Here is a 20,166-nt window from a genome sequence, read left to right as displayed (position 1 = left end):
TTTTTTTTTTTTTGAATTTCCCGGCGGCCCTTCTTTGGGTGGGGCCCGGTTCCCCGCGGTAAACGGGCCCCCCGGCGTAACCCGGGTCCCTCGGTTATATGATTTTTTTGCCGTCTTACATGGCGTTCTAATACTAAGGTCGTCTGGAGTGCGCCGCGCACCTGACTAAAGTGGAATACGTGACATCTCATCTGTGCTGCGAGGACAAAAACAATGAACGACAGCATTTACCTCTCGATTCAAAACAGCCCGCGCTTCAAGGAGCTGGTTTCGAAAAGGGAACGATTCGCCTGGATTCTCTCGGCGATCATGCTAGGGCTGTATGCCGCATTCATCCTTTTGATTGCGTATGGGCCTCAGATTCTCGGGGCTAAATTGAGCCCTGAATCATCCATTACCTGGGGAATGCCGATTGGGGTCGGCCTGATTGTCTCCGCCTTCGTGCTGACAGCTATCTATGTGCGCCGTGCCAACGGTGAGTTCGACGAGCTGAACAACGCAATCCTGAAGGAGGCACAACAATGATCCGACGCCTTTCAGCAGTACTGGGCCTCAGTGCCTTCGCTCCGTCCCTATGGGCAGCCGATGCCCTCACCGGTGCCGTGCAGAAACAACCGCTGAACGTTGCGGCGATCGTCATGTTCGTCCTGTTCGTCGGTTTCACCCTGTGCATCACCTACTGGGCAGCGAAGAAAAACAAATCGGCAGCGGACTATTACGCCGCAGGCGGCAAGATCACCGGTTTCCAGAACGGCCTGGCCATCGCGGGCGACTATATGTCGGCTGCTTCCTTCCTGGGTATTTCCGCACTGGTATACGCGTCCGGTTACGACGGCCTGATCTATTCGATCGGCTTCCTCGTCGGCTGGCCGATCATTCTGTTCCTGATCGCCGAGCGTCTGCGTAACCTGGGCAAATACACCTTCGCTGACGTGGCGTCCTACCGCCTCAAGCAGAAGGAAATCCGCACTTTGTCCGCCTGCGGTTCGCTGGTGGTAGTGGCTTTCTACCTGATCGCGCAAATGGTCGGTGCCGGCAAGCTGATCCAGCTGCTGTTCGGCCTGGATTACGCTGTTGCGGTCGTCCTGGTGGGTATCCTGATGTGCCTGTATGTGTTGTTCGGCGGCATGCTGGCGACTACCTGGGTACAGATCATCAAGGCGGTACTGTTGCTGTCCGGTGCGTCGTTCATGGCCCTGATGGTCATGAAGCACGTCAACTTCGACTTCAACGTGCTGTTCTCCGAAGCGATCAAGGTTCACCCCAAAGGTGCTGCGATCATGAGCCCCGGCGGTCTGGTCAAAGACCCGATCTCGGCGTTCTCCCTGGGCCTGGCCCTGATGTTCGGTACTGCTGGCCTGCCACACATCCTGATGCGCTTCTTCACCGTGAGTGATGCCAAGGAAGCCCGCAAGTCGGTGCTGTACGCCACTGGCTTCATCGGCTACTTCTACATCCTGACTTTCATCATCGGTTTCGGCGCGATCCTGCTGGTCAGCACCAACCCGGCGTTCAAGGATGCAGCAGGCGCTCTTCTGGGCGGCAACAACATGGCGGCTGTGCACCTGGCTAACGCCGTGGGTGGCAGTCTGTTCCTGGGCTTCATCTCGGCGGTGGCGTTCGCTACGATCCTGGCAGTGGTTGCGGGCTTGACCCTGGCCGGTGCCTCGGCGGTGTCCCATGACCTCTATGCCAGCGTGATCAAGGCTGGCAAGGCCAACGAGAAAGACGAGATCCGCGTTTCCAAGATCACCACCATTGCCCTGGCAATCGTGGCCATCGTATTGGGTATCGCCTTTGAAAGTCAGAACATCGCGTTCATGGTCGGCCTGGCGTTCTCCATCGCGGCAAGCTGCAACTTCCCGGTCCTGCTGCTCTCGATGTACTGGAAAAACCTGACCACTCGCGGCGCCATGATCGGCGGCTGGATGGGCTTGATCAGTGCCGTGGTACTGATGGTTCTCGGCCCGACCATCTGGGTGCAGATCCTGCATCACGAGAAGGCGATCTTCCCGTACGAGTACCCGGCGTTCTTCTCCATCATCATCGCGTTCGTCGGTATCTGGATCTTCTCGATCACCGACAAATCGGCTTCGGCGGCAGGGGAACGTGCCTTGTTCACCTCGCAGTTCGTACGCTCGCAGACTGGCCTGGGTGCCAGCGGTTCGGTGTCACACTAAGCCTTGATGCAGTAAATAAAAAAGCAGCCCTGGGGCTGCTTTTTTATTGGTCGTATTTCGTGCGTTGCAGCGTTATATCCTGCCCAGCAACACCAGAATCAACAGGATCACCAGAATGGTCCCGATAATGCCCGACGGGCCGTAACCCCAGCTACGGGAGTGTGGGAACACCGGCAGACCGCCGACCAGCAACAGAATCAAGACAATGATGAGAATCGTGCCAAGGCCCATGATGAATTCCTTCCTTTAAGTTCTTTTTGATCTGGTTTGCAGTTCAACTTCTACCCTGAGGTTTAAAGTATGTACTGCTTAACTACTCCGACTATGGCGCTTTGAAAAAAATTCAACTGAACGGTAAAGAAAGTTTTTTTCGTTAAAAAGTCGTTGTTTATCAATGGGTAGCGATATTATGGCGCGGGTGCTTGTAATAATTTTTATTGCTCTAATCGTCCAATAAAAACTGAACTAAAGCGTTATCGGATGTTCACTGTGCCTCGCCTCTCCCAAGGCGCTGGTTTGCCTTGGCTATTCAGCACCCTGATGTTGGGTCTTGGGATTCAGGGCTGTGGTTACACTGCCAGTCACTTCCCGCACATCACAAGGCAGTTTCCTATGCAAAACCGCATCATGATCACTGGCGCCGGGTCTGGCCTGGGTCGAGAAATCGCGCTGCGCTGGGCCCGTGAGGGTTGGCGCCTGGCACTGTCGGATGTCAACGACGGCGGCGTACAGGAAACCCTGCGACTGGTGCGTGAGGTCGGTGGCGATGGCTTTACCCAACGTTGCGACGTGCGCGACTACAGCCAACTGACCGCCTTTGCCCAAGCCTGCGAAGAGAAATTCAGCGGTATCGATATTATCGTTAACAACGCCGGGGTGGCCTCGGGCGGGTTCTTCAGCGAGCTGTCCCTTGAAGACTGGGACTGGCAGATCGCGATCAACCTTATGGGCGTGGTCAAGGGCTGCAAGGCCTTCCTGCCGCTGTTGGAAGCCAGCAAGGGGCGGATCATCAATATCGCCTCCATGGCCGCTCTGATGCAGGGCCCGGCCATGAGCAACTACAACGTCGCCAAGGCGGGCGTCGTGGCCTTGTCGGAAAGCCTGATGATTGAATTGCGTCAACAGGAAGTCGATGTGCATGTGGTCTGCCCATCGTTCTTCCAGACCAACCTGCTGGACTCCTTCCGTGGCCCGACGCCAGCGATGAAGGCTCAGGTCGGCAAGCTGCTGGAAAGCTCGCCGATCAGCGCCAGCGACATTGCCGCCTACATTTACGATCAGGTGGCCCAGGGCGAATTCATGATCCTGCCCCACGAGCAAGGACGCATGGCCTGGCAGCTGAAGCAGAAAAACCCACAGTTGCTGTACGACGAAATGGCGAACATGGCCGACAAGATGCGCGCCAAGGCGCGTCAGGGCTGATTTCTGATAGGGTTGCGGTCACTTCCCGGCAGCCCTTGAAGACTTTTCGATGCTCAATTACCTGTGGTTTTTCCTCTCGGCGTTATTCGAAATTGCCGGGTGCTATGCCTTCTGGATGTGGTTGCGCCAGGGCAAGAGCGCCCTGTGGATCATTCCGGCGCTGCTCAGCCTGACCCTGTTCGCCGTGTTGCTGACCCGGGTCGAGGCCACCTATGCCGGGCGCGCCTATGCCGCTTATGGCGGGATCTATATCGTCGCGTCCATTGCCTGGCTCGGGTTGATCGAACGGGCCAGGCCGCTGAACTCTGATTGGTTGGGGCTGGTGTTCTGTCTGATTGGGGCCAGCATCATTCTGTTCGGACCTAGATTTTCGGCGCCTTGATATTGAGTGGATAGTTCATGTGGGACCGGCTTTAGCCGGGAAGGCGCAGATATGAACGATGCGTCCTTTGTTGCCTGTCCTGTGTCTTCCCGGCTAAAGCCGGTCCCACAGATTCAACCTTGCAGGTCCTACCGGTACGGGGCAAATTTCCAGTGTTTTTACGCAAATGTAGGACGCTTCTTTCATCCCATTCCGATCATCTTGCAGGACGTTACTGATTTACTTCCAGCGCATTGAAGCACCGATATTTGCGCGCCACGCTGCAGCTTTATGGCGTAGCGCGGGGTAGGAAAAATGCTGGTACTAACGCGGGAAGTAGGTGAGACGTTTTCCATCGGTAACAACATTACCGTGCAGATTCTCGGGGTCAGCGGCAACCAGGTCCGTCTGGGGATCACGGCTCCGGAGCATGTAAAGATCCATCGCGCGGAAATATTCAAGCGCATTGCCGACAAGCTGAATCAGGAAGCCCTGGGTATCCGGGAACCTGCAGCGGATAATGTCTGACAGAGTCAGTCGAACATATCCTTCGGTACTTCGTGCTTGGCCATCAGTTGGCACTGTTGGCTTTCCACATCGAAGAAGATCACCGCCTGGCCTTTGCCCAAGGCCTGGCGGACCCGCAGCACGCGGGTTTCCAGTGGCGTGTCATCGCCATTGTCGGTGCCGTCGCGGGTGACGAAGTCTTCGATCAGGCGGGTCAGGGTCTCGGCTTCGAGTTGGTCGTAGGGAATCAGCATGGCGTTCTCGCATCAGTGACCTGCGATCATATCAGGCCTCTTCCCGTTTGTTTCCGACCAGGCTGTCCACCGGTGGCACCCGGGTATCGCTTTCCATCTGCGCGTCATGCTCGATCTGATGGCTGAAGCGCTCCAGTGAGGTCTGAGCCGGTTGCGCGTCGCTGGCAAACACTGGCGGGCTGAGCATATAGGCGGTCAGCAGGCGACTCAGGGCGCTGAGGCTGTCGATATGGGTACGCTCGTAACCATGGGTGGCATCGCAGCCGAAGGCGAGCAGGGCGGTACGGATATCGTGCCCGGCGGTCACGGCCGAATGGGCATCGCTGAAGTAGTAGCGAAATACATCGCGACGCAGCGCCAGATCATGCTCGCGGCCCAGGTCCAGCAGATGGCGCGACAGATGATAGTCGTAAGGCCCGCTGGAATCCTGCATCGCTACGCTCACGGTGTGCTCGCTGGAATGCTGGCCGGGAGCGACCGGGGCGATATCGATGCCGACAAACTCGCTGACATCCCAGGGCAGGGCGCCCGCCGCGCCCGTGCCGGTTTCCTCGGTGATGGTGAACAGCGGATGGCAGTCGATCAACGGCTCCGCGCCGCTGTCGACGATGCCCTTGAGTGCTGTCAGCAAGGCCGCGACCCCGGCCTTGTCGTCCAGGTGACGGGCGCTGATATGGCCACTTTCGGTGAATTCCGGCAACGGATCGAAGGCAACGAAATCACCGACATTGACCCCAAGAGACTCGCAATCGGCCCGGGTCGAGCTGTAGGCGTCCAGGCGCAGCTCGATATGTTCCCAACTGATGGGCATTTCATCGACGGCGGTGTTGAAGGCATGTCCGGATGCCATCAGTGGCAAGACACTGCCACGGATCACCCCGGTATCGGTAAACACACTGACCCGGCTGCCCTCGGCAAAACGGCTGGACCAATGGCCGACGGCTGCCAGGGCCAGGCGTCCGTTGTCTTTCACTTCCCGTACGGTGGCACCGATGGTGTCCAGATGCGCTGAGACTGCCCGGTCCGGGCTGTTTTGCCGACCCTTGAGGGTGGCGCGGATGGTACCCCGGCGGGTCAGTTCAAAAGGTATGCCCAGTTCTTCCAGGCGCTCGGCGACGTAGCGCACGATGGTGTCGGTAAAGCCGGTAGGACTGGGGATGGAGAGCATTTCCAGCAGGACTTTTTGCAGGTATTGCAGATCGGGTTCGGGGATTTTCTTGGAAGCAGTCATAAAACTCCTTTGGAGCATTGGGCTCGTTGGAGCATGGCTTGCCCGCGAAGGCTACGGATCAGGCTTTAAACAACGGGGCGGATTTACCGGCCCTTTCGCGGGCAAGCCACGCTCTTGCAGGAAGGTGGCGTCGTCTCCTAACCGTGTACGGGCAAACTGTGCGGAAACAACAGATCAACAAACCGCTCGGCCGTGGGTTGCGGCTCATGATTGGCCAGGCCGACTCGTTCGTTGGCTTCGATAAATACATATTCAGGCTGATCGGCAGCGGGGACCATCAGGTCAAGGCCCACTACCGGGATATCCAGGGCCCGGGCGGCGCGTACGGCGGCGTCGAGCAGTACTGGATGCAGGATTGCGGTGACGTCTTCCAGTATGCCGCCGGTGTGCAGATTGGCGGTGCGACGCACGGCCAGGCGCTGGTCCATGGGCAGTACGTCGCTGTAGCTGTAACCGGCGTCGGCCACGGTGCGTTCTGTTTCCTCGTCCATGGGGATCTTGCTTTCGCCGCTGGTAGCGGCAGCGCGGCGGCGGCTCTGCGCTTCGATCAATTGAATGATGGTGTGGCGACCGTCGCCAATGATCTCGGCCGGGCGACGAATCGCGGCGGCCACCACTTCAAAGCCGATCACCACAATGCGCAGGTCCAGGCCTTCATGGAAGCTTTCCAGCAGCACCCGGCTGTCGAAGGCCTTGGCCCGTTCGATGGCGTCCTGCACGTCCTCGATGCTGCGCAGATCCACGGCCACGCCATGGCCTTGCTCGCCATCCAGCGGCTTGACCACGATACGTTCGTGGGCTTCGAGGAAGGCCAGGTTGTCATCGCCGTTGCCCGCCAGTTGCTGGGCCGGCAGTTGCAGGCCGGCCGCTTTCAAAGTGCTGTGGGTAAGGCTTTTATCCTGGCACAGGGTCATGCTCACGGCCGTGGTCAGGTCACTCAAGGACTCTCGGCAACGCACCCGGCGCCCGCCATGGGTGAGGGTAAACAGCCCGGCGTCGGCGTTGTCGACCTGCACCTCGATGCCGCGGCGATGAGCCTCCTCGACGATGATCCGCGCATAGGGATTGAATTGCGCCTGGGGGCTGGGGCCGAGGAAGAGTGCTTCGTTGATGCCGTTCTTGCGCTTGATGGCGAAGGTCGGCAGGTTGCGAAAGCCCAGCTTGGCGTAAAGATTCTTGGCCTGCTGATTGTCATGCAGCACCGACAGGTCGAGATAACTCAAGCCGCGGCTCATGAAGTGTTCGATCAAGTGCCGTACCAGCACTTCGCCAACACCTGGCCGGGTGCAACGCGGGTCCACTGCCAGGCACCACAGGCTGCTGCCGTTTTCCGGGTCATTGAAGGCTTTATGATGATTGAGGCCCATGACGCTGCCGATCACTGCATTACTGCCTTCGTCCTCGGCCAGCCAGTACACCGGCCCGCCTTGATGGCGTGGGGTCAGCAGATCCGGGTCGACGGGCAGCATGCCTCGGCTGATATACAACTGATTGATCGCCTGCCAGTCCGCTTCGTTCTGCGCCCGACGAATGCGAAAACCGCGGAACACACGTTGCGCCGGACGATAGTCACTGAAAAACAGACGCAAGGTGTCGGACGGGTCGAGGAACAACTGCTGCGGCGCCTGGGCCAGCACTTGCTGGGGCGCAGCGACGTACAGGGCAATGTCCCGTTCGCCGGGTTTTTCATTGAGCAATTCTTCGGCCAGTGCGGTGGGGTCTGGGAACGTGTGACCGAGCAGCAACCGCCCCCAGCCGCAGTGCAGGGCCAGTGGTTGGGTGTCCGGTTGGCTGCCGTCCTCGGCAAAGCGCGCCTGCAAGCGCTCCCAGGTCGGCGACTGCCCGCGCAGCATGCGTTGGTTGTAGGCCATGGGGTGCTTCATTGATCAGAGTCCTTGTTCGCTGAGCCACAGGTTCAAAGCGGCCAGCTGCCATAGCTTGGAACCGCGCAGGGGCGTCAACTGGCCCTGTGGGTTGGTCAGCAAGGTGTCGAGCATGGTTGGGTTGAACAAGCCGCGGTCCTGGCTCGGGTCCGTCAACAGTTCGCGGACCCAACCCAGGGTGTCGCCTTCCAGATGCTTGAGACCGGGGACCGGGAAGTAACCTTTCTTGCGGTCGATGACTTCGGACGGGATGACCAGTCGTGCTGCTTCCTTGAGCACCTGCTTGCCGCCATCAGGCAGTTTGAAGCGCGCCGGAATCCGCGCCGACAACTCCACCAGACGGTAATCGAGGAACGGCGTACGGGCTTCCAGGCCCCAGGCCATGGTCATGTTGTCCACGCGTTTGACCGGGTCATCCACCAGCATCACCGTGCTGTCCAGGCGCAGGGCTTTGTCCACCGCTGCGTCGGCGCCGGGCTGGGCGAAATGGTCGCGGACAAAGTCCCCGGCGGCATCGTTTTCAGTCAGCCAGCGCGATTGCACGGTGGCGGCATATTCGCGATAGCTGCGGTCGACAAATGCATCCCGGTACGCGGCCACCGGATCACTGGCACCGTCCACTTGCGGATACCAGTGGTAACCGGCGAACAGCTCGTCGGCACCCTGGCCGCTTTGCACTACCTTGCAGTGCTTGGCGACTTCCCGGGACAACAGGTAGAAGGCGATGCAGTCGTGGCTGACCATCGGCTCGCTCATCGCACGGAAGGCCGCAGGCAGTTGCTCGATGATTTCCTTTTCGTTGATGCGCAACTGATGATGGCGCGTGCCGTAATGTCTGGCGATAAGATCGGAGTACTGGAACTCGTCGCCGCGCTCGCCACCGGCATCCTGAAAGCCGATGGAGAAGGTCGACAGGTCTTCGACGCCCACCTCACGCAACAACCCGACCAGCAGGCTGGAGTCGACACCGCCGGACAGCAGCACACCGACATCCACCGCTGCACGCTGACGAATCGCCACTGCTTCGCGAGTGGCATCGAGTACGCGATCGCGCCAGTCTTCCAGCTCAAGATGTTCTTCGTCGGCGTGGGGGCCGTAGGGCAGAGTCCACCAGACCTGTTGCTCGACCTTGCCATCGGCATCAAAACGCATCCAGCTGGCGGGCGGCACTTTCTCTACACCGGCCAGCAGGGTGCGCGGTGCCGGCACCACGGAATGGAAGTTCAGGTAATGATTAAGGGCGATCGGGTCGAGCAGGGTGCTGACATCGCCACCCTTGAGCAACGCAGGCAGGGTCGAGGCAAAGCGCAGGCGCTTATCGGTGCGCGACAGGTACAACGGCTTGACGCCCAGGCGGTCGCGGGCAATGAACAGGTTCTGCTTGTCCCGCTCCCAGATGGCGAAGGCAAACATGCCGTTGAGCTTGGGCAGCATGTCGGCGCCCCAGGCGTGATAGCCCTTTAGCAGCACCTCGGTATCGCCGCCGGAGTGGAAGGCATAACCCAGTGTTTCCAGTTCGGCACGCAATTCCGGAAAGTTATAAATGGCGCCATTGAAGGCCAGAGACAGGCCCAGATGACTATCGATCATCGGCTGCGCAGAACCGTCCGACAGGTCCATGATTTTCAACCGCCGATGCCCCAGGGCAACCGGCCCCTGGCTATGAAAGCCCCAGGCATCCGGGCCCCGTGGCGCCAGGCTGTGGGTCATGCGCTCAACGGCGGCAAGGTCCGCCGGTTGATGGTCGAAACGTAACTCTCCTGCTAATCCGCACATCTGTCCTGAACCCCTTTCATTTCGGTATGTCTGGCGTTACTGGCTTTGCGGGCGTACCACTTTCGGTCAGATCCAGCTTTTCAAGTTCAGACCAATCGTTGGGGGAGCTGATCCACTTCGCATAGGTCGACAGCAGCACCAGGACGCTGTGGCCGAGTTGTGCGGCAATGAACGCCGGGTTCATGCCGGACATGAGGCACATGGTCGCGTAGGTATGGCGCGTGTCGTACATCCTGCGGCGCCTTATGCCCAGCTTCCTCATCGCGCTTAACCAGTAACGTTTTGGCCCTGTTTCGGAGCGGATAAACAGCTCTGATTTCACCCTGTCGCCCTCAGGCGCAAAGACACAATCGGAGCGTGCTGCCGTCAGCGGCCTAGCTTTATCGAGTGCCATCAATGCGCGATCGTTCAATAAAACTTCCCTCGATGTCTTGGTTTTGGTCCTCTCGTTGATCTTTCCACGGATACGAATGCGGCGAACTTTGGCCGATCTCTTGCGGGTGTCGACCTCGCTCCAGCGCAGGGCCATCACCTCGCCCGGCCGCATGTCGGTGCAGAAACAGAACTCAAAAAAAACGCCGCGTAGATCGCCTGTAGGCCGCTCGTCGTTTTGTACAGTTGGGCGATAAGCACGTCGGCTTCATCCCGGGTGAAGGGGTCAATCTCGCGCTTTACGTCGCGCGTAGCAGGAATGGACCGGGCGGCAATCCCATGCCGACTCTATGGTCGATGAAGGCGTGCGGCGGGCACTGGCATGAGCGCGCTCCTCAAACTGGTACCGGTCTGGGTCTGGGCTCTCTTGGCCCTGATCGTCGCGCTTACTGCTGCCCTGGGCTACCAGACCCTGGAGTTGGCCGGCACTCGCAAGGATTACTCCGATTACCAGGCTGACATTGCCGAAGCAGCCCGCAAAGCTGAGGACGAAGCCCGGCAAACCGAACAGAAACGGCAACGCGACATTGAGCAGGTACGCACCGATGCAGCCAATCAGAAAACAGTGGATGACGCTCTTGCTGCTCGGCAGCGCGCTGACAATGACAGCCTGCGCGACCAAACCAGCAAGCTGCTTGCCGATAGAGCCGCCCTCAGTGCCCGCCTTGCCACAAGAGGCAAGACAATCGGAGACCTTGCCGATTTGCTCGCCCAGTTGCGAACAGAGGCTGATGGATACGCGGGAGAGCTGGCGTCAGCGCTTACAGCAAGTCGTCGGGCCGGATATTCCTGTCAGCGCAGCTACGAGGCCATAGCCAAGCAGCTTTGAAGGCCGAGCAGGGGTATATCAGGGAAATGTGCGGCGGCTGAATGCTGGAGGGGAGGCAATTGGCTTGCAAAGCAGTCGGCAGAAAACAAAACTCCGCAGCCTTGTGAGCTGCGGAGTCGTTTTATCGCCTGCGGATATTCAGAAGCAAGGAGACGTTATACGCCGTCGATGCCTAGACCGTGGATGATGGTGCCTGGGGTGAATGGCGTGCCGCTCAGCTTGATCAATGTATCGCCCGCAACATAGCTGGTTGCTGCGCCAGTGGTCTCGATATAGACATAGGTATCATTGTTCCACGTAAACATTAGCAATTGATTATCAAGGGTACCTTCCTGTGCCCGCTCATCGAGCGCGACAAGCAAAGTAGGCATAATCATTCCAACGATAGCTGTAAGCCCGGCCCCCAAGACCGGCTGGATGTCACTGATGGTGACAATGTCTGCTGCACCGTTGTTGGCACCTGAAATTGCCCGGAAGTCAGTGATGGTATCCATCGCAGCTAGAGTCGAACGGTTACCTGCGTTAAAGGAGAATGTATCGACACCACCACCGCCGGTGAGCGTATCAGCACCGGCGCCACCTGTAAGCGTATCAGCACCGGCGCCACCTGTAAGCGTATCCGCCCCCGCTCCGCCGACAATATTAAACCCGGTTGTGCCTGTCGCCTGGCTTAGGTCGATGGTTGCACCACCGGCCTGGGCATTCAAGGTAACAGAAGTATTACTGGACGCGTTGTTGACTGTCGCGGACGTTGCCGTAAAAGCAGATATGTTGTTTGCGGTTACTGTTCCGATAGCGGCAACAACCAGAATGTCGCCTGCACTCAAATCAGTGATGGTGTCTGTGCCCCCCGAAGATATTTTGAATGTGTCGTTACCGCCGCCACCGGTGAGCATGTTCGCACCGCCGCCCCCCGTAATAATATCGGCGCCCGAAGAACCAGTAATCGTGTCAATGCCTGCATTGCCGTTAATGGTGAATCCGCTGTTCGTGCCAGTGCCGCTCAGATTAATGGTGGAGCCAGCCGCCGCAGCGTTTAATGTGAACGTGCTGTTGTCGTTTAAATTGGAAGTAGCGGAGGTGGCTGTAAAATCTGAAACGTTGTTCGCGATAAGACTTCCTCCGACGGCTATCGTTACCGAGTCGCCAGTCGACAGGTCGGTAAGGACGCCCGATCCGCCAGCGACGAGGAATTTATCGTTACCTCCTCCTCCGGTCAGAGTGACCGTATCCCCCACAATGTTTACGGTGTCGGTAGTGGCGCTGCCATTGAACGTCTGACCCCCTTTACCCATAAATACTGTGACTCCGGTGCTTGTATTAACGGTTGTTCCTGCACCGTCAGCGATAGTGATATTTGCGCCCTTGCTGCCAGCAAGGTTGATGGTTTCAAAGCCGGTCAGTTGGGTCAGGTCTAAATTGCCGGCGGCTGAGTTTGTAACCGTCAAAATATCGTGCGCGGAACCGGCGGTAAAAATCTGGCCCGTCAGATTATTCCTGTTATCCGTCAATTGGACCGAGCCTGCACCGGTAGTAGTCAGGCTGGCCAGTGTTGTAACCGAACCAACGAGGGTTTCGGTTGATGCCAGGGTCACACTCGTGGCGCCCCCCACACCACCGAAGTGGATAGGGGTGGCCAGGTTGCCGCTGCGGCTGAACGTGGCGTCAGAAGAGCCCGCGAATCCAGACCAGGACACTGAAATATTTCCTGTGGCCGCGCCGCTGAACGCCACAGCACCTGCTGCAACGTTTGCACTGAACAGCGGGACTGGCACGACCACGGGCGGGGTCGCCACCGCAGTGCTGGTACTTGTGCCAGTTGCCTGAGCCACATCCGTCACAGCGTAAGTGCTTACGTAGGCAATCGACGCATAGCTTGCGTCGACTTTGTTCAAGAAGGCTCGTGCAATGGTCGCAGAATTGCTGCCACTGTAGCCGGCGATTTCAGCGGTGGTATCGATATTCGCCGTGAATGTATTGGCGGCAATCAGCTTGTTGTTCACAGTGCTGGCATCACCTGGGCCCGCAGCTTGCTGGATGGTCCAGGCAGCCTGGGCCTGAGTGACCTGGCCCGAGTCGATCTGGCTGACCCAGTAAGCCAGGCCCGCAGCTTCAGGCGCGCGGTTGAAGACGTTGGAATAGATCGCTGCCACTTTTTGCGCGGTGCTGGATGCGCCGTACAGGGCCTGGGATTCGTTGGATGCCGAGAAGCCAGCCAGCACAGAGGCAATGTTACCGCCCGCATCGTCGATCACCTGCGCCCAGAAGCGCTGGCCCACAGGATCGGCAGGACGACCGAAATAGGCGATATAGAGTTGTTGGACCTGATCGAGATAGGTTGATGCAGCCATCGTTTTTGCTCCCTCAGATAAATGGCTGACGGAACGTCCGGATCAGGCCTTTAAAGTTTGCGCAGGACTGTAGCAGCTTTGTTCGATGGCTCTATACCGTACGTTGCAGTTCTCAAACAGTTCCGGTAGACGACGCGCGGTGATACAACGGACGAGTGATGCGCGGCATCAACGACCATTCGGAGAACCGTCCGGCGTTCGAAGGGTTTCGGCTTGAGCAATTGTCGATCCGGTACTCGAACACCAACCAGAGAATAGGCAAGGTGGAGGTAAGCGGGGAGCTGGCGATCATGAATTGGTAACGGGCGATATTTCGAATCGGAGCGTGCTGCCGTCAGCGGCCTAGCTTTATCGAGTGCCATCAATGCTCGATCATTCAATAAAACTTCCCTCGATGTCTTGGTTTTAGTCCGCTCTTTGATCTTTCCACGGATACGAATGCGGCTAACTTTGGCCGATCTCTTGCGGGTGTCGACCTCGCTCCAGCGCAGGGCCATCACCTCGCCCGGCCGCATGCCGGTGTAGAAACAGAACTCAAAAAACGCCGCGTAGATCGCCTGTAGGCCGCTCGTCGTTTTGTACAGTTGGGCGATAAGCACGTCGGCTTCATCCCGGGTGAAGGGGTCAATCTCGCGCTTTACGCCTCGCGTGGCAGGAATGGACCGGGCGGCAATCCCATGCCGACTCCGTGGTCGATGAAGGCCTGCGGCGGGCACTGGCATAAGTGCTCTCCTCAAACTGGTACCGGTCTGGGCCTGGGCTCTCTTGGCCCTGATCGTCGCGCTCACTGCTGGCCTGGGCTACCAGACCTGGAGTTGGCCGGCACTCGCAAGGATTACTCCGATTACAAGGCTGACATTGCCGAAGCAGCCCGCAAAGCCGAGGACGAAGCCCGGCAAACCGAACAGAAACGGCAACGTGACATTGACCAGGTACGCACCGATGCAGCCAATCAGAAAACAGTGGATGATGCTCTTGCTGCTCGGCAGCGTACTGACATTGACAGCCTGCGCGACCAAACCAGCAAGCTGCTTGCCGATAGAACCGCCCTCAGTACCCGCCTTGCCGCAAGAGGCAAAACAATCGGAGACCTTGCCGATCTGCTCGCCCAGTTGCGAACAGAAGCTGATGGATACGCGGGAGAGTTGGCGTCAGCGCTTACAGCAAGTCGTCGGGCCGGATTTGCCTGTCAGCGCAGCTATGACGCCGTAGCGAAGAAGCCTTGAGGGCTGCTCATGCCAAAGAAATAAGCGCCTCACGCACATAAAAGGAGCGGCCGGCAGGATGCGTCAACATCCGTGATGCGACCAACCTTCGAATGGCAGATGCGTGGAAGCCCTTGAATTTTAGCTTGGTGTAAGCCAAGGGCACCCCCTCTGACGTTTCTCTTAATACGGTTCGTTATCTCAGATAGTTAGAAAAGCGTAAAGCTATAGTCGGCAAAGTTTGAGCTTATGCCTACTATCTTAACAACATCACTGATGCCGGGGTTAGATGCCTCATAAAAAAAGCATAGGTGTCGTTGCCTACCGCTCGTATAACTAACATTGTCGAACTACTAGACGTGGGCACGCTCGAAAGTGCATCCGCAAACGATGAATGATTGACCGCATCCGCTAACAAAAACATGCCACTAACTCCGAACGAGATTTTATCGGAAAGACTTAGATCTGTTATAGAGGCATATGTCGAAGAAGCTGAAACAAATCCTGTACGGCCAGTAATTATGAACTTGTCATTGCCGGCACCGCCTGTGAGTATGTCCGAGCCGCCACCGCTGGTGATCACGTCATTTCCAGATGATCCGATCAGGGTGTCGTTTCCGACGCCTCCTGTAATCGAAAAACCATTCGCGCTCGACGCCAGATGCAGGTCAATGCTTGCGCCCGTACTGGCGGCAGTAAGCGTCACCGCGCCCGAGTTGACTGTCCCCGCGGTTGCGCTAAAGTTGGTTATGTTGTTTGCGACCGCAGTTCCTCCAGCGCTAACCACCAAATTATCGCCGCTAGAGAGATCGGCAATGGTTACGCTACCCGCAGTTACATTGAATGTGTCGTTGCCCGCGCTGCCGAACAAAGTATCGCCGGACGCACCATTTAATATATCGTTACCTGAGCCGCCAATAATATTGTCGATGCCGCTGCCGCCATTGATCACCACTGCATGGCTTACACCTGTAAAATCTATTGTGCCCCCAGCAGCTCCAGCATTATAGGTGATGATTCCCGCTGCACTTGAGGCCGCAATGCTGTTAATGTCGGAGACAGTGAATGCGCCGGAGAGGGTTGAGTTAAAACCAACCGCCTTGGTGATGCCCGTTGCGATTACAGCAGTCAGAACATCTGCGGACGTGCCGGAAAGCGTAGTGACCGAAGTGGCATTGATCGCAATTGAAGTTTTCTGATCAAGCGTCACCAGATCGTTGGCGGCGGCTGAAGTATCTGACAGCGTCAGTGTATAAGCATTGGCGTCTGCGGTCAGATTAGTATTAAGTGCTTTGAGTTGGTCAATCGTACCCGTAAGCGATGCGGTAACAGCGCCACTTGTTCTGTTATCGATCAGGTTCAGGCTAGTCACACCACCGGCGCCAGTCAGTGCATCCGAGACGTTTGCTGTAAAGGTGCCGCTAATGTTCAGACCACTTGAGAGCGTGCTAGTGGCATTGGCTACAGCTGCGATCTCTGCCGCTGTACCGCTGATCAAGGTAATAGCAGTAGCATCCACTAAAGCGGTGGTCTTGCTATCGAGTAAAGACAGCACCGAGGCGGCCGTAGCGCCAGTGTCGTTAGTGACGATGAGCGAGTAAGCGTTGTTAGTGCTGGCAGGCGCCAGGCCGTTGAGGGTTGCCGCGGTACCGCTAACCGAGGCCGTGATCACACCGTTGGTTTTGGCATCAATAATGTTCAAACTGGCCACATCCGCCAGGCCCGTTACGGTTACCGCATAAGCAGTGCTGGTTGCCAGGCCGCTTGTGGCCGTACTTGCCGCACCAGCTACAGCTGCAACTTGCGCCGCCGTACCTGTGATAAGGCTCACGCCCGTCGCCACGACCAGGCCGGTTGTCGCACTATCAATACCGCTCAGAACTGTTGCGGCCACCGAGCCGGTGTCAGTTAGCACGACCGACCCCGCGCCGGTAAACGTTAGGCCCGCCGCTACGGCACTGCTGATTTTCAGCGTCGTTGTGTCTGGGACGACAATGCCCGAGACAGTGCCAGAAAAAGTCTTGGAACCTGCGTACGTACCGTTATTGGTTACGGTATAGACGCCACCAGATTCAGTTATCGTTATCTCGTTTCCGATATTGTCGAAGGTGACGACGTTATTCCCATCTTTGATTGCTGAGAATACAGGAGTCGCCGGAGGGGCCTGCGTTGTCGGCGAAGCTATCGCAAGACCTGTCGCGGCGGCGACGGCAGCGATAGAGTCTGTCGCCACATTAGCAATCGACGCATAGGTGGCGTCGACTTTGTTCAAAAAAGCGCGAGCCACTGCAGCAGCAGTGCTACCGCTGTAACCGACGATTTCAGCAGTCGTATCGATATTCGCCGTGAATACGTTGGCTGCGATCAGCTTGTTGTTCACAGTGCTGGCATCACCGGGGCCAGCGGCTTGCTGGATGGTCCAGGCAGCCTGGGCTTGAGTGATCTGGCCCGAGTCGATCTGGCTGACCCAGTAAGCCAGGCCCGCAGCTTCAGGCGCGCGGTTGAAGACGTTGGAATAGATCGCTGCTACTTTTTGCGCGGTGCTCGATGCGCCGTACAGGGCCTGGGATTCGTTGGATGCCGAGAAGCCAGCCAGCACAGAGGCAATGCTACCGCCCGCATCGTCGATCACCTGCGCCCAGAAGCGCTGGCCCACAGGATCGGCAGGACGACCGAAATAGGCGATATAGAGTTGTTGGACCTGATCGAGATAGGTTGATGCAGCCATCGTTTTTGCTCCCTCAGATAAATGGCTGACGGAACGTCCGGATCAGGCCTTTAAAGTTTGCGCAGGACTGTAGCAGCTTTGTTCGATGGCTCTATACCGTACGTTGCAGTTCTCAAACAGTTCCGGTAGACGACGCGCGGTGATACAACGGACGAGTGATGCGCGGCATCAACGACCATTCGGAGAACCGTCCGGCGTTCGAAGGGTTTCGGCCTGAGCAGCGTACAGCCTTCGAGCAGATCCATGCCGTACGCACAGGCGGACTCAATATTGCTTGCGCCGCACCTTGATATCGCCTTGCTGATATTGTTGATAACCGGTGTACGGCAGCACGAGGGTGTCGGCGATCCCGGAAATGATCAGGTCCAGCGCGATCGGTGGCGCAGTCCAGTGCGAGCCGGAGCGTTGCGGGGCGTCCAGGTTGCAGAATTGATAGGCCGCGCCACTGTAGGCGCGGGGAATGGTGTCGCAGTGCGATTGCCAGCGCGCCAGGTCATCGGCGGCGCCTGTCTTGTCATTGAGTGTCTTGACCGTGCCACAGCCTGACAGCGCGGCGAGGGCAAGGCCGGTGATCCAAAGCTTCATGCCGTGTATTTCCCTGATTGAGTGCTGAATGTGCAGCCAACAGCCCCACCCGCAGGTGGGGCTGTTTTGTTACGCGGTGAAGGAGAGCACGCCAGCGGTCGAGATCGAGCCGCTGCTCAGATCAAGCGTACCGCTCAATTTGACGACAGTATCCGCTGCATTGAGCCCGCTGATGTTGTCGTTGTTGATCAGGTAGGTATCGCCTGCGTACTTGAACCATTGCGTGCCATTGACTGCGCCAAGGGCTGCGGTGATGGCAGCATCCAGGCTGGTGGCGGTGCTGACATTCACTTCGCTGGCATTGAAAGTGCCACCTGCAGCGAACTTCACTGAGTCCTGGCCGCGCGTCAGGTCGGTGATGGTGGTGATTTGCTTGTTACTGAGGGAGGCGAGGGTTGCGCCGCTGACATCCACCGTATCCCTGCCAGTGCCGGTAGTGACGGTGGCGGCCAGTGAGCCGGAAAAGCTGGAGGTGGCGACGCTGATCAGGTCGTTGCCGCTGCCGGTTTTGATGCTTAGCGCCGACTGGCCGCCCGTTGTCGTGGCGGCATGGGTGGTGATGGACAGGTTGCCGGTAGCGCCGGAGCCGTCGATGCTGGTGAGTTTCGACGCCGTGCTGCCGCTCTGGGCCGCCACGTCGAGGCTAAGGGCAGAGCTGCCACTGATCAGGATACTTTCCAGGGCGTTGCCTGTCAGGCCAACGGCGCTCTTGGTGCCGCTCGCGACGAGGGCAAGGCTCTTGGTGATGGTGCCCGCAGTGATGGCAATGCCGACAACCGAACCGTCTGCCGCGTAGCCGGCATCCTGCAGCTTGAGCGCCAGATTGGCGGACGCCGCGCTGCTCAGGTCCAGGGACAAGGCCGATTGCTGGTTCTTCAGGGTCAGGCTGTTGAGTATCGCGCTGGCAGTGATTTGTGCGGTAGGAGCGCTGACATGGTCCAGGGTAAGGGCTAACGTGCCTTCACCCCCACGGATGATGGATATGCCTGAGCTTTCCTTGATGGTGATGGAATTAGCCCCGGCGCCCACGATACTCACGGAGCCTGCGGTGGTGACGCTGGAGTTGGCAACCGGGTCCAGAGTGGTCAGGCCGTTGCCTGCGACGTTCAGGTTGACGCTGGTAACGTCAAAGGGAGCAGAGAATGTCCCACCGCTGGCCGAAGTGATATTCACTATTTCGACATGCTGAAGGCTACCGTCCAGTTGGTGCAGGCTCGCCATCGTCATGACCAGCGTGTCTATTCCGTCGCCGCCGTAAAAAAAATTGCCGGGAGTAAAGGTCGATTCATCACCGATTGCTGTGTCATTACCGTCGCCGCCGAAGAAACGGTCGACGCCTGTGGTAAACGTGAAAGTCCGCGAGCCTGGTGAAGTATCGGTGGGCGTGGTGGCGCGAGTGACTGCATCGGACAGCCCGGAAGTTGCCGCGACCACTGAGTCGGAAGTCGAATCCACCGTGCGCAGGAACTGCCGGGCGAATGCGCCGGCATTGGCACCACCGTAACCTTTGATCTCTGCGGCAGTATCCAGCTGCGCGGTAAACGCATTGGCGATGGCCAGTTTATTGGCCACGGATTGGGCGTCGCCTGCACCGGCATTGGTAAGGATCTGCCAGGCCGCGTTGGACGGGCTCAGGGTGTTCTGATCCAGTTGTTGTACCCAGTAACTCAAACCTGCCGGCTCGGGATTGCGGTTGAACAGGTTTAGATAAATGGCGGTGATTTTGTCTGTCGAACTGGTGCTGCCATAGAGTATGGCGGACTCCAGGGAGGCAGAAAAACCGGTAATGGCCAGGGACAGGTTACCGCCTGCCGCATCTACCTGGGTTGTCCAGTAGTTCAGTCCGACCGGGTCTGCCGGGCGGCCAAAGTAGGCAATGTACAACTTCTGGATTTGATCAACGTATGCGGACGCCGCCATGTCTATTTCCCATTCCTTTTAAAGTAAGTCCCCTTTAAGGGACGTAACTAAGCATCCACTTGGGAAACTGTAACATGGATTCAATCATCGCCTCAGGGGACGGCGCCGAGCGGCGTGGCGCATGCCAGAGGCATGAAAAAGTCATCTGATCCGTATTTTTATTCAGAATCTGACGCTGTTATGAGTGCAGCAGCGGGCGGACAATTGCCCCAACGATCAAGCCATGAAACGTTGGAGGCAATTATGTCTATGGGCAAGATGGCTGTTTTGGTATTTGGATTTCTGGTGCTGACGCTGGTGATTGCCACCCTGGCGACCATTCCGCCGAGCTGAGGATGAATCAAACTGTTTTTATAAGGGGACGGACTCTGTCAAAGCGAGTGTCATGGGAGCGAACTGTGGGAGATTCTATGTTTGCTGTAAAAGCCAGTACATCCAACACATTGGCGGCGTCCGGAATAAAGCTTTCGCGAATGAATTCGCTCCCACAGTAGCGCGTGAA

19 protein-coding genes are annotated in these 20,166 nt (G+C 57.8%); 8 read left to right on the top strand and 11 right to left on the bottom strand.

What is annotated here, in order from left to right:
- The first annotated feature begins 213 nt into the window (after positions 1-213).
- Positions 214-525 carry a DUF485 domain-containing protein gene (locus tag ACCD02_RS31760; protein ID WP_413310516.1) on the top strand — a complete coding sequence of 104 codons (312 nt, stop codon included), beginning with the start codon at positions 214-216 and terminating at the stop codon, positions 523-525.
- Positions 522-2,180 carry a cation acetate symporter gene (locus ACCD02_RS31755; protein WP_413310514.1) on the top strand — a complete coding sequence of 553 codons (1,659 nt, stop codon included), beginning with the start codon at positions 522-524 and terminating at the stop codon, positions 2,178-2,180. The genes ACCD02_RS31760 and ACCD02_RS31755 overlap by 4 nt, the downstream gene beginning before the upstream one ends.
- Positions 2,181-2,252: 72 nt before the next feature.
- Here the strand turns inward: ACCD02_RS31755 and ACCD02_RS31750 are convergent, their stop codons facing one another.
- On the bottom strand, positions 2,253-2,411 hold the full coding sequence (locus ACCD02_RS31750; protein ID WP_231651111.1) for a DUF3309 family protein: 159 nt from the start codon (positions 2,409-2,411) through the stop codon (positions 2,253-2,255).
- 381 nt (positions 2,412-2,792) lie between these two features.
- Here ACCD02_RS31750 and ACCD02_RS31745 point away from each other — a divergent pair, with 381 nt between their 5' ends.
- The 3 genes from ACCD02_RS31745 (at position 2,793) to csrA (ending at position 4,491) form a co-directional block, all read left to right on the top strand.
- The gene (locus ACCD02_RS31745) at positions 2,793-3,602 is read left to right on the top strand and encodes an SDR family oxidoreductase (RefSeq protein ID WP_413310511.1); all 810 of its coding nucleotides are present in this window, start codon (positions 2,793-2,795) and stop codon (positions 3,600-3,602) included.
- A gap of 49 nt (positions 3,603-3,651) precedes the next feature.
- Positions 3,652-3,984: a YnfA family protein gene (locus tag ACCD02_RS31740; protein WP_413310509.1), complete on the top strand. Its 333-nt coding sequence runs from the start codon at positions 3,652-3,654 to the stop codon at positions 3,982-3,984.
- 294 nt (positions 3,985-4,278) lie between these two features.
- The gene (csrA, locus tag ACCD02_RS31735; RefSeq protein ID WP_413310507.1) at positions 4,279-4,491 is read left to right on the top strand and encodes a carbon storage regulator CsrA; all 213 of its coding nucleotides are present in this window, start codon (positions 4,279-4,281) and stop codon (positions 4,489-4,491) included.
- A gap of 5 nt (positions 4,492-4,496) precedes the next feature.
- Here the strand turns inward: csrA and ACCD02_RS31730 are convergent, their stop codons facing one another.
- The 5 genes from ACCD02_RS31730 to ACCD02_RS31710 form a co-directional block, all read right to left on the bottom strand.
- Positions 4,497-4,724 (bottom strand): YheU family protein, encoded by a 228-nt coding sequence (locus tag ACCD02_RS31730; protein WP_413310506.1) that lies wholly within the window; start codon positions 4,722-4,724, stop codon positions 4,497-4,499.
- 31 nt (positions 4,725-4,755) lie between these two features.
- Positions 4,756-5,955, bottom strand: coding sequence for an osmoprotectant NAGGN system M42 family peptidase (locus ACCD02_RS31725; RefSeq protein WP_413310504.1), 1,200 nt, complete (start codon positions 5,953-5,955; stop codon positions 4,756-4,758).
- Between the two features lie 137 nt (positions 5,956-6,092).
- Positions 6,093-7,838: an N-acetylglutaminylglutamine synthetase gene (gene ngg / locus ACCD02_RS31720; RefSeq protein WP_413310502.1), complete on the bottom strand. Its 1,746-nt coding sequence runs from the start codon at positions 7,836-7,838 to the stop codon at positions 6,093-6,095.
- 3 nt (positions 7,839-7,841) lie between these two features.
- Positions 7,842-9,614 carry an N-acetylglutaminylglutamine amidotransferase gene (locus ACCD02_RS31715; protein WP_413310500.1) on the bottom strand — a complete coding sequence of 591 codons (1,773 nt, stop codon included), beginning with the start codon at positions 9,612-9,614 and terminating at the stop codon, positions 7,842-7,844.
- A 16-nt stretch (positions 9,615-9,630) separates the two neighbouring features.
- Positions 9,631-10,143 carry a tyrosine-type recombinase/integrase gene (locus tag ACCD02_RS31710; protein WP_413310498.1) on the bottom strand — a complete coding sequence of 171 codons (513 nt, stop codon included), beginning with the start codon at positions 10,141-10,143 and terminating at the stop codon, positions 9,631-9,633.
- A gap of 225 nt (positions 10,144-10,368) precedes the next feature.
- Here ACCD02_RS31710 and ACCD02_RS31705 point away from each other — a divergent pair, with 225 nt between their 5' ends.
- Positions 10,369-10,875: a DUF2514 family protein gene (locus ACCD02_RS31705; RefSeq protein WP_413310496.1), complete on the top strand. Its 507-nt coding sequence runs from the start codon at positions 10,369-10,371 to the stop codon at positions 10,873-10,875.
- Positions 10,876-11,030: 155 nt separating this feature from the next.
- On the opposite strand, the gene ACCD02_RS31700 is transcribed toward ACCD02_RS31705, so the two are convergent.
- Complete coding sequence (locus tag ACCD02_RS31700; protein WP_413310494.1) at positions 11,031-13,226, bottom strand: beta strand repeat-containing protein; 2,196 nt, start codon at positions 13,224-13,226, stop codon at positions 11,031-11,033.
- 50 nt (positions 13,227-13,276) lie between these two features.
- A complete protein-coding gene (locus ACCD02_RS31695; RefSeq protein ID WP_413310492.1) occupies positions 13,277-13,948 on the bottom strand; it encodes a tyrosine-type recombinase/integrase in 672 nt (223 codons plus the stop codon).
- A gap of 93 nt (positions 13,949-14,041) precedes the next feature.
- Between ACCD02_RS31695 and ACCD02_RS31690 the strand changes: the two genes are divergently transcribed.
- Positions 14,042-14,452, top strand: coding sequence for a DUF2514 family protein (locus ACCD02_RS31690; protein ID WP_413310491.1), 411 nt, complete (start codon positions 14,042-14,044; stop codon positions 14,450-14,452).
- A 235-nt stretch (positions 14,453-14,687) separates the two neighbouring features.
- On the opposite strand, the gene ACCD02_RS31685 is transcribed toward ACCD02_RS31690, so the two are convergent.
- From ACCD02_RS31685 to ACCD02_RS31675, 3 genes are all read right to left on the bottom strand, one after another.
- The gene (locus ACCD02_RS31685) at positions 14,688-17,159 is read right to left on the bottom strand and encodes a DUF4214 domain-containing protein (protein ID WP_413310489.1); all 2,472 of its coding nucleotides are present in this window, start codon (positions 17,157-17,159) and stop codon (positions 14,688-14,690) included.
- Positions 17,160-17,423: 264 nt separating this feature from the next.
- A complete protein-coding gene (locus ACCD02_RS31680; protein WP_413310487.1) occupies positions 17,424-17,744 on the bottom strand; it encodes a YceK/YidQ family lipoprotein in 321 nt (106 codons plus the stop codon).
- 69 nt (positions 17,745-17,813) lie between these two features.
- Positions 17,814-19,664, bottom strand: a complete 1,851-nt coding sequence (locus ACCD02_RS31675) for a beta strand repeat-containing protein (protein WP_413310485.1) — start codon at positions 19,662-19,664, stop codon at positions 17,814-17,816.
- A 132-nt stretch (positions 19,665-19,796) separates the two neighbouring features.
- Here ACCD02_RS31675 and ACCD02_RS31670 point away from each other — a divergent pair, with 132 nt between their 5' ends.
- Positions 19,797-19,997, top strand: a complete 201-nt coding sequence (locus tag ACCD02_RS31670; protein ID WP_259102545.1) for a hypothetical protein — start codon at positions 19,797-19,799, stop codon at positions 19,995-19,997.
- Positions 19,998-20,166 lie beyond the last annotated feature (169 nt).

This window comes from Pseudomonas sp. Pseusp88, assembly GCF_047303955.1.
In the GTDB taxonomy this organism is placed as follows: Bacteria; Pseudomonadota; Gammaproteobacteria; order Pseudomonadales; family Pseudomonadaceae; genus Aquipseudomonas.
The sequence above is the reverse complement of the archived record's forward strand: the minus strand, read 5'-3'. Positions and strand labels throughout refer to the sequence as shown.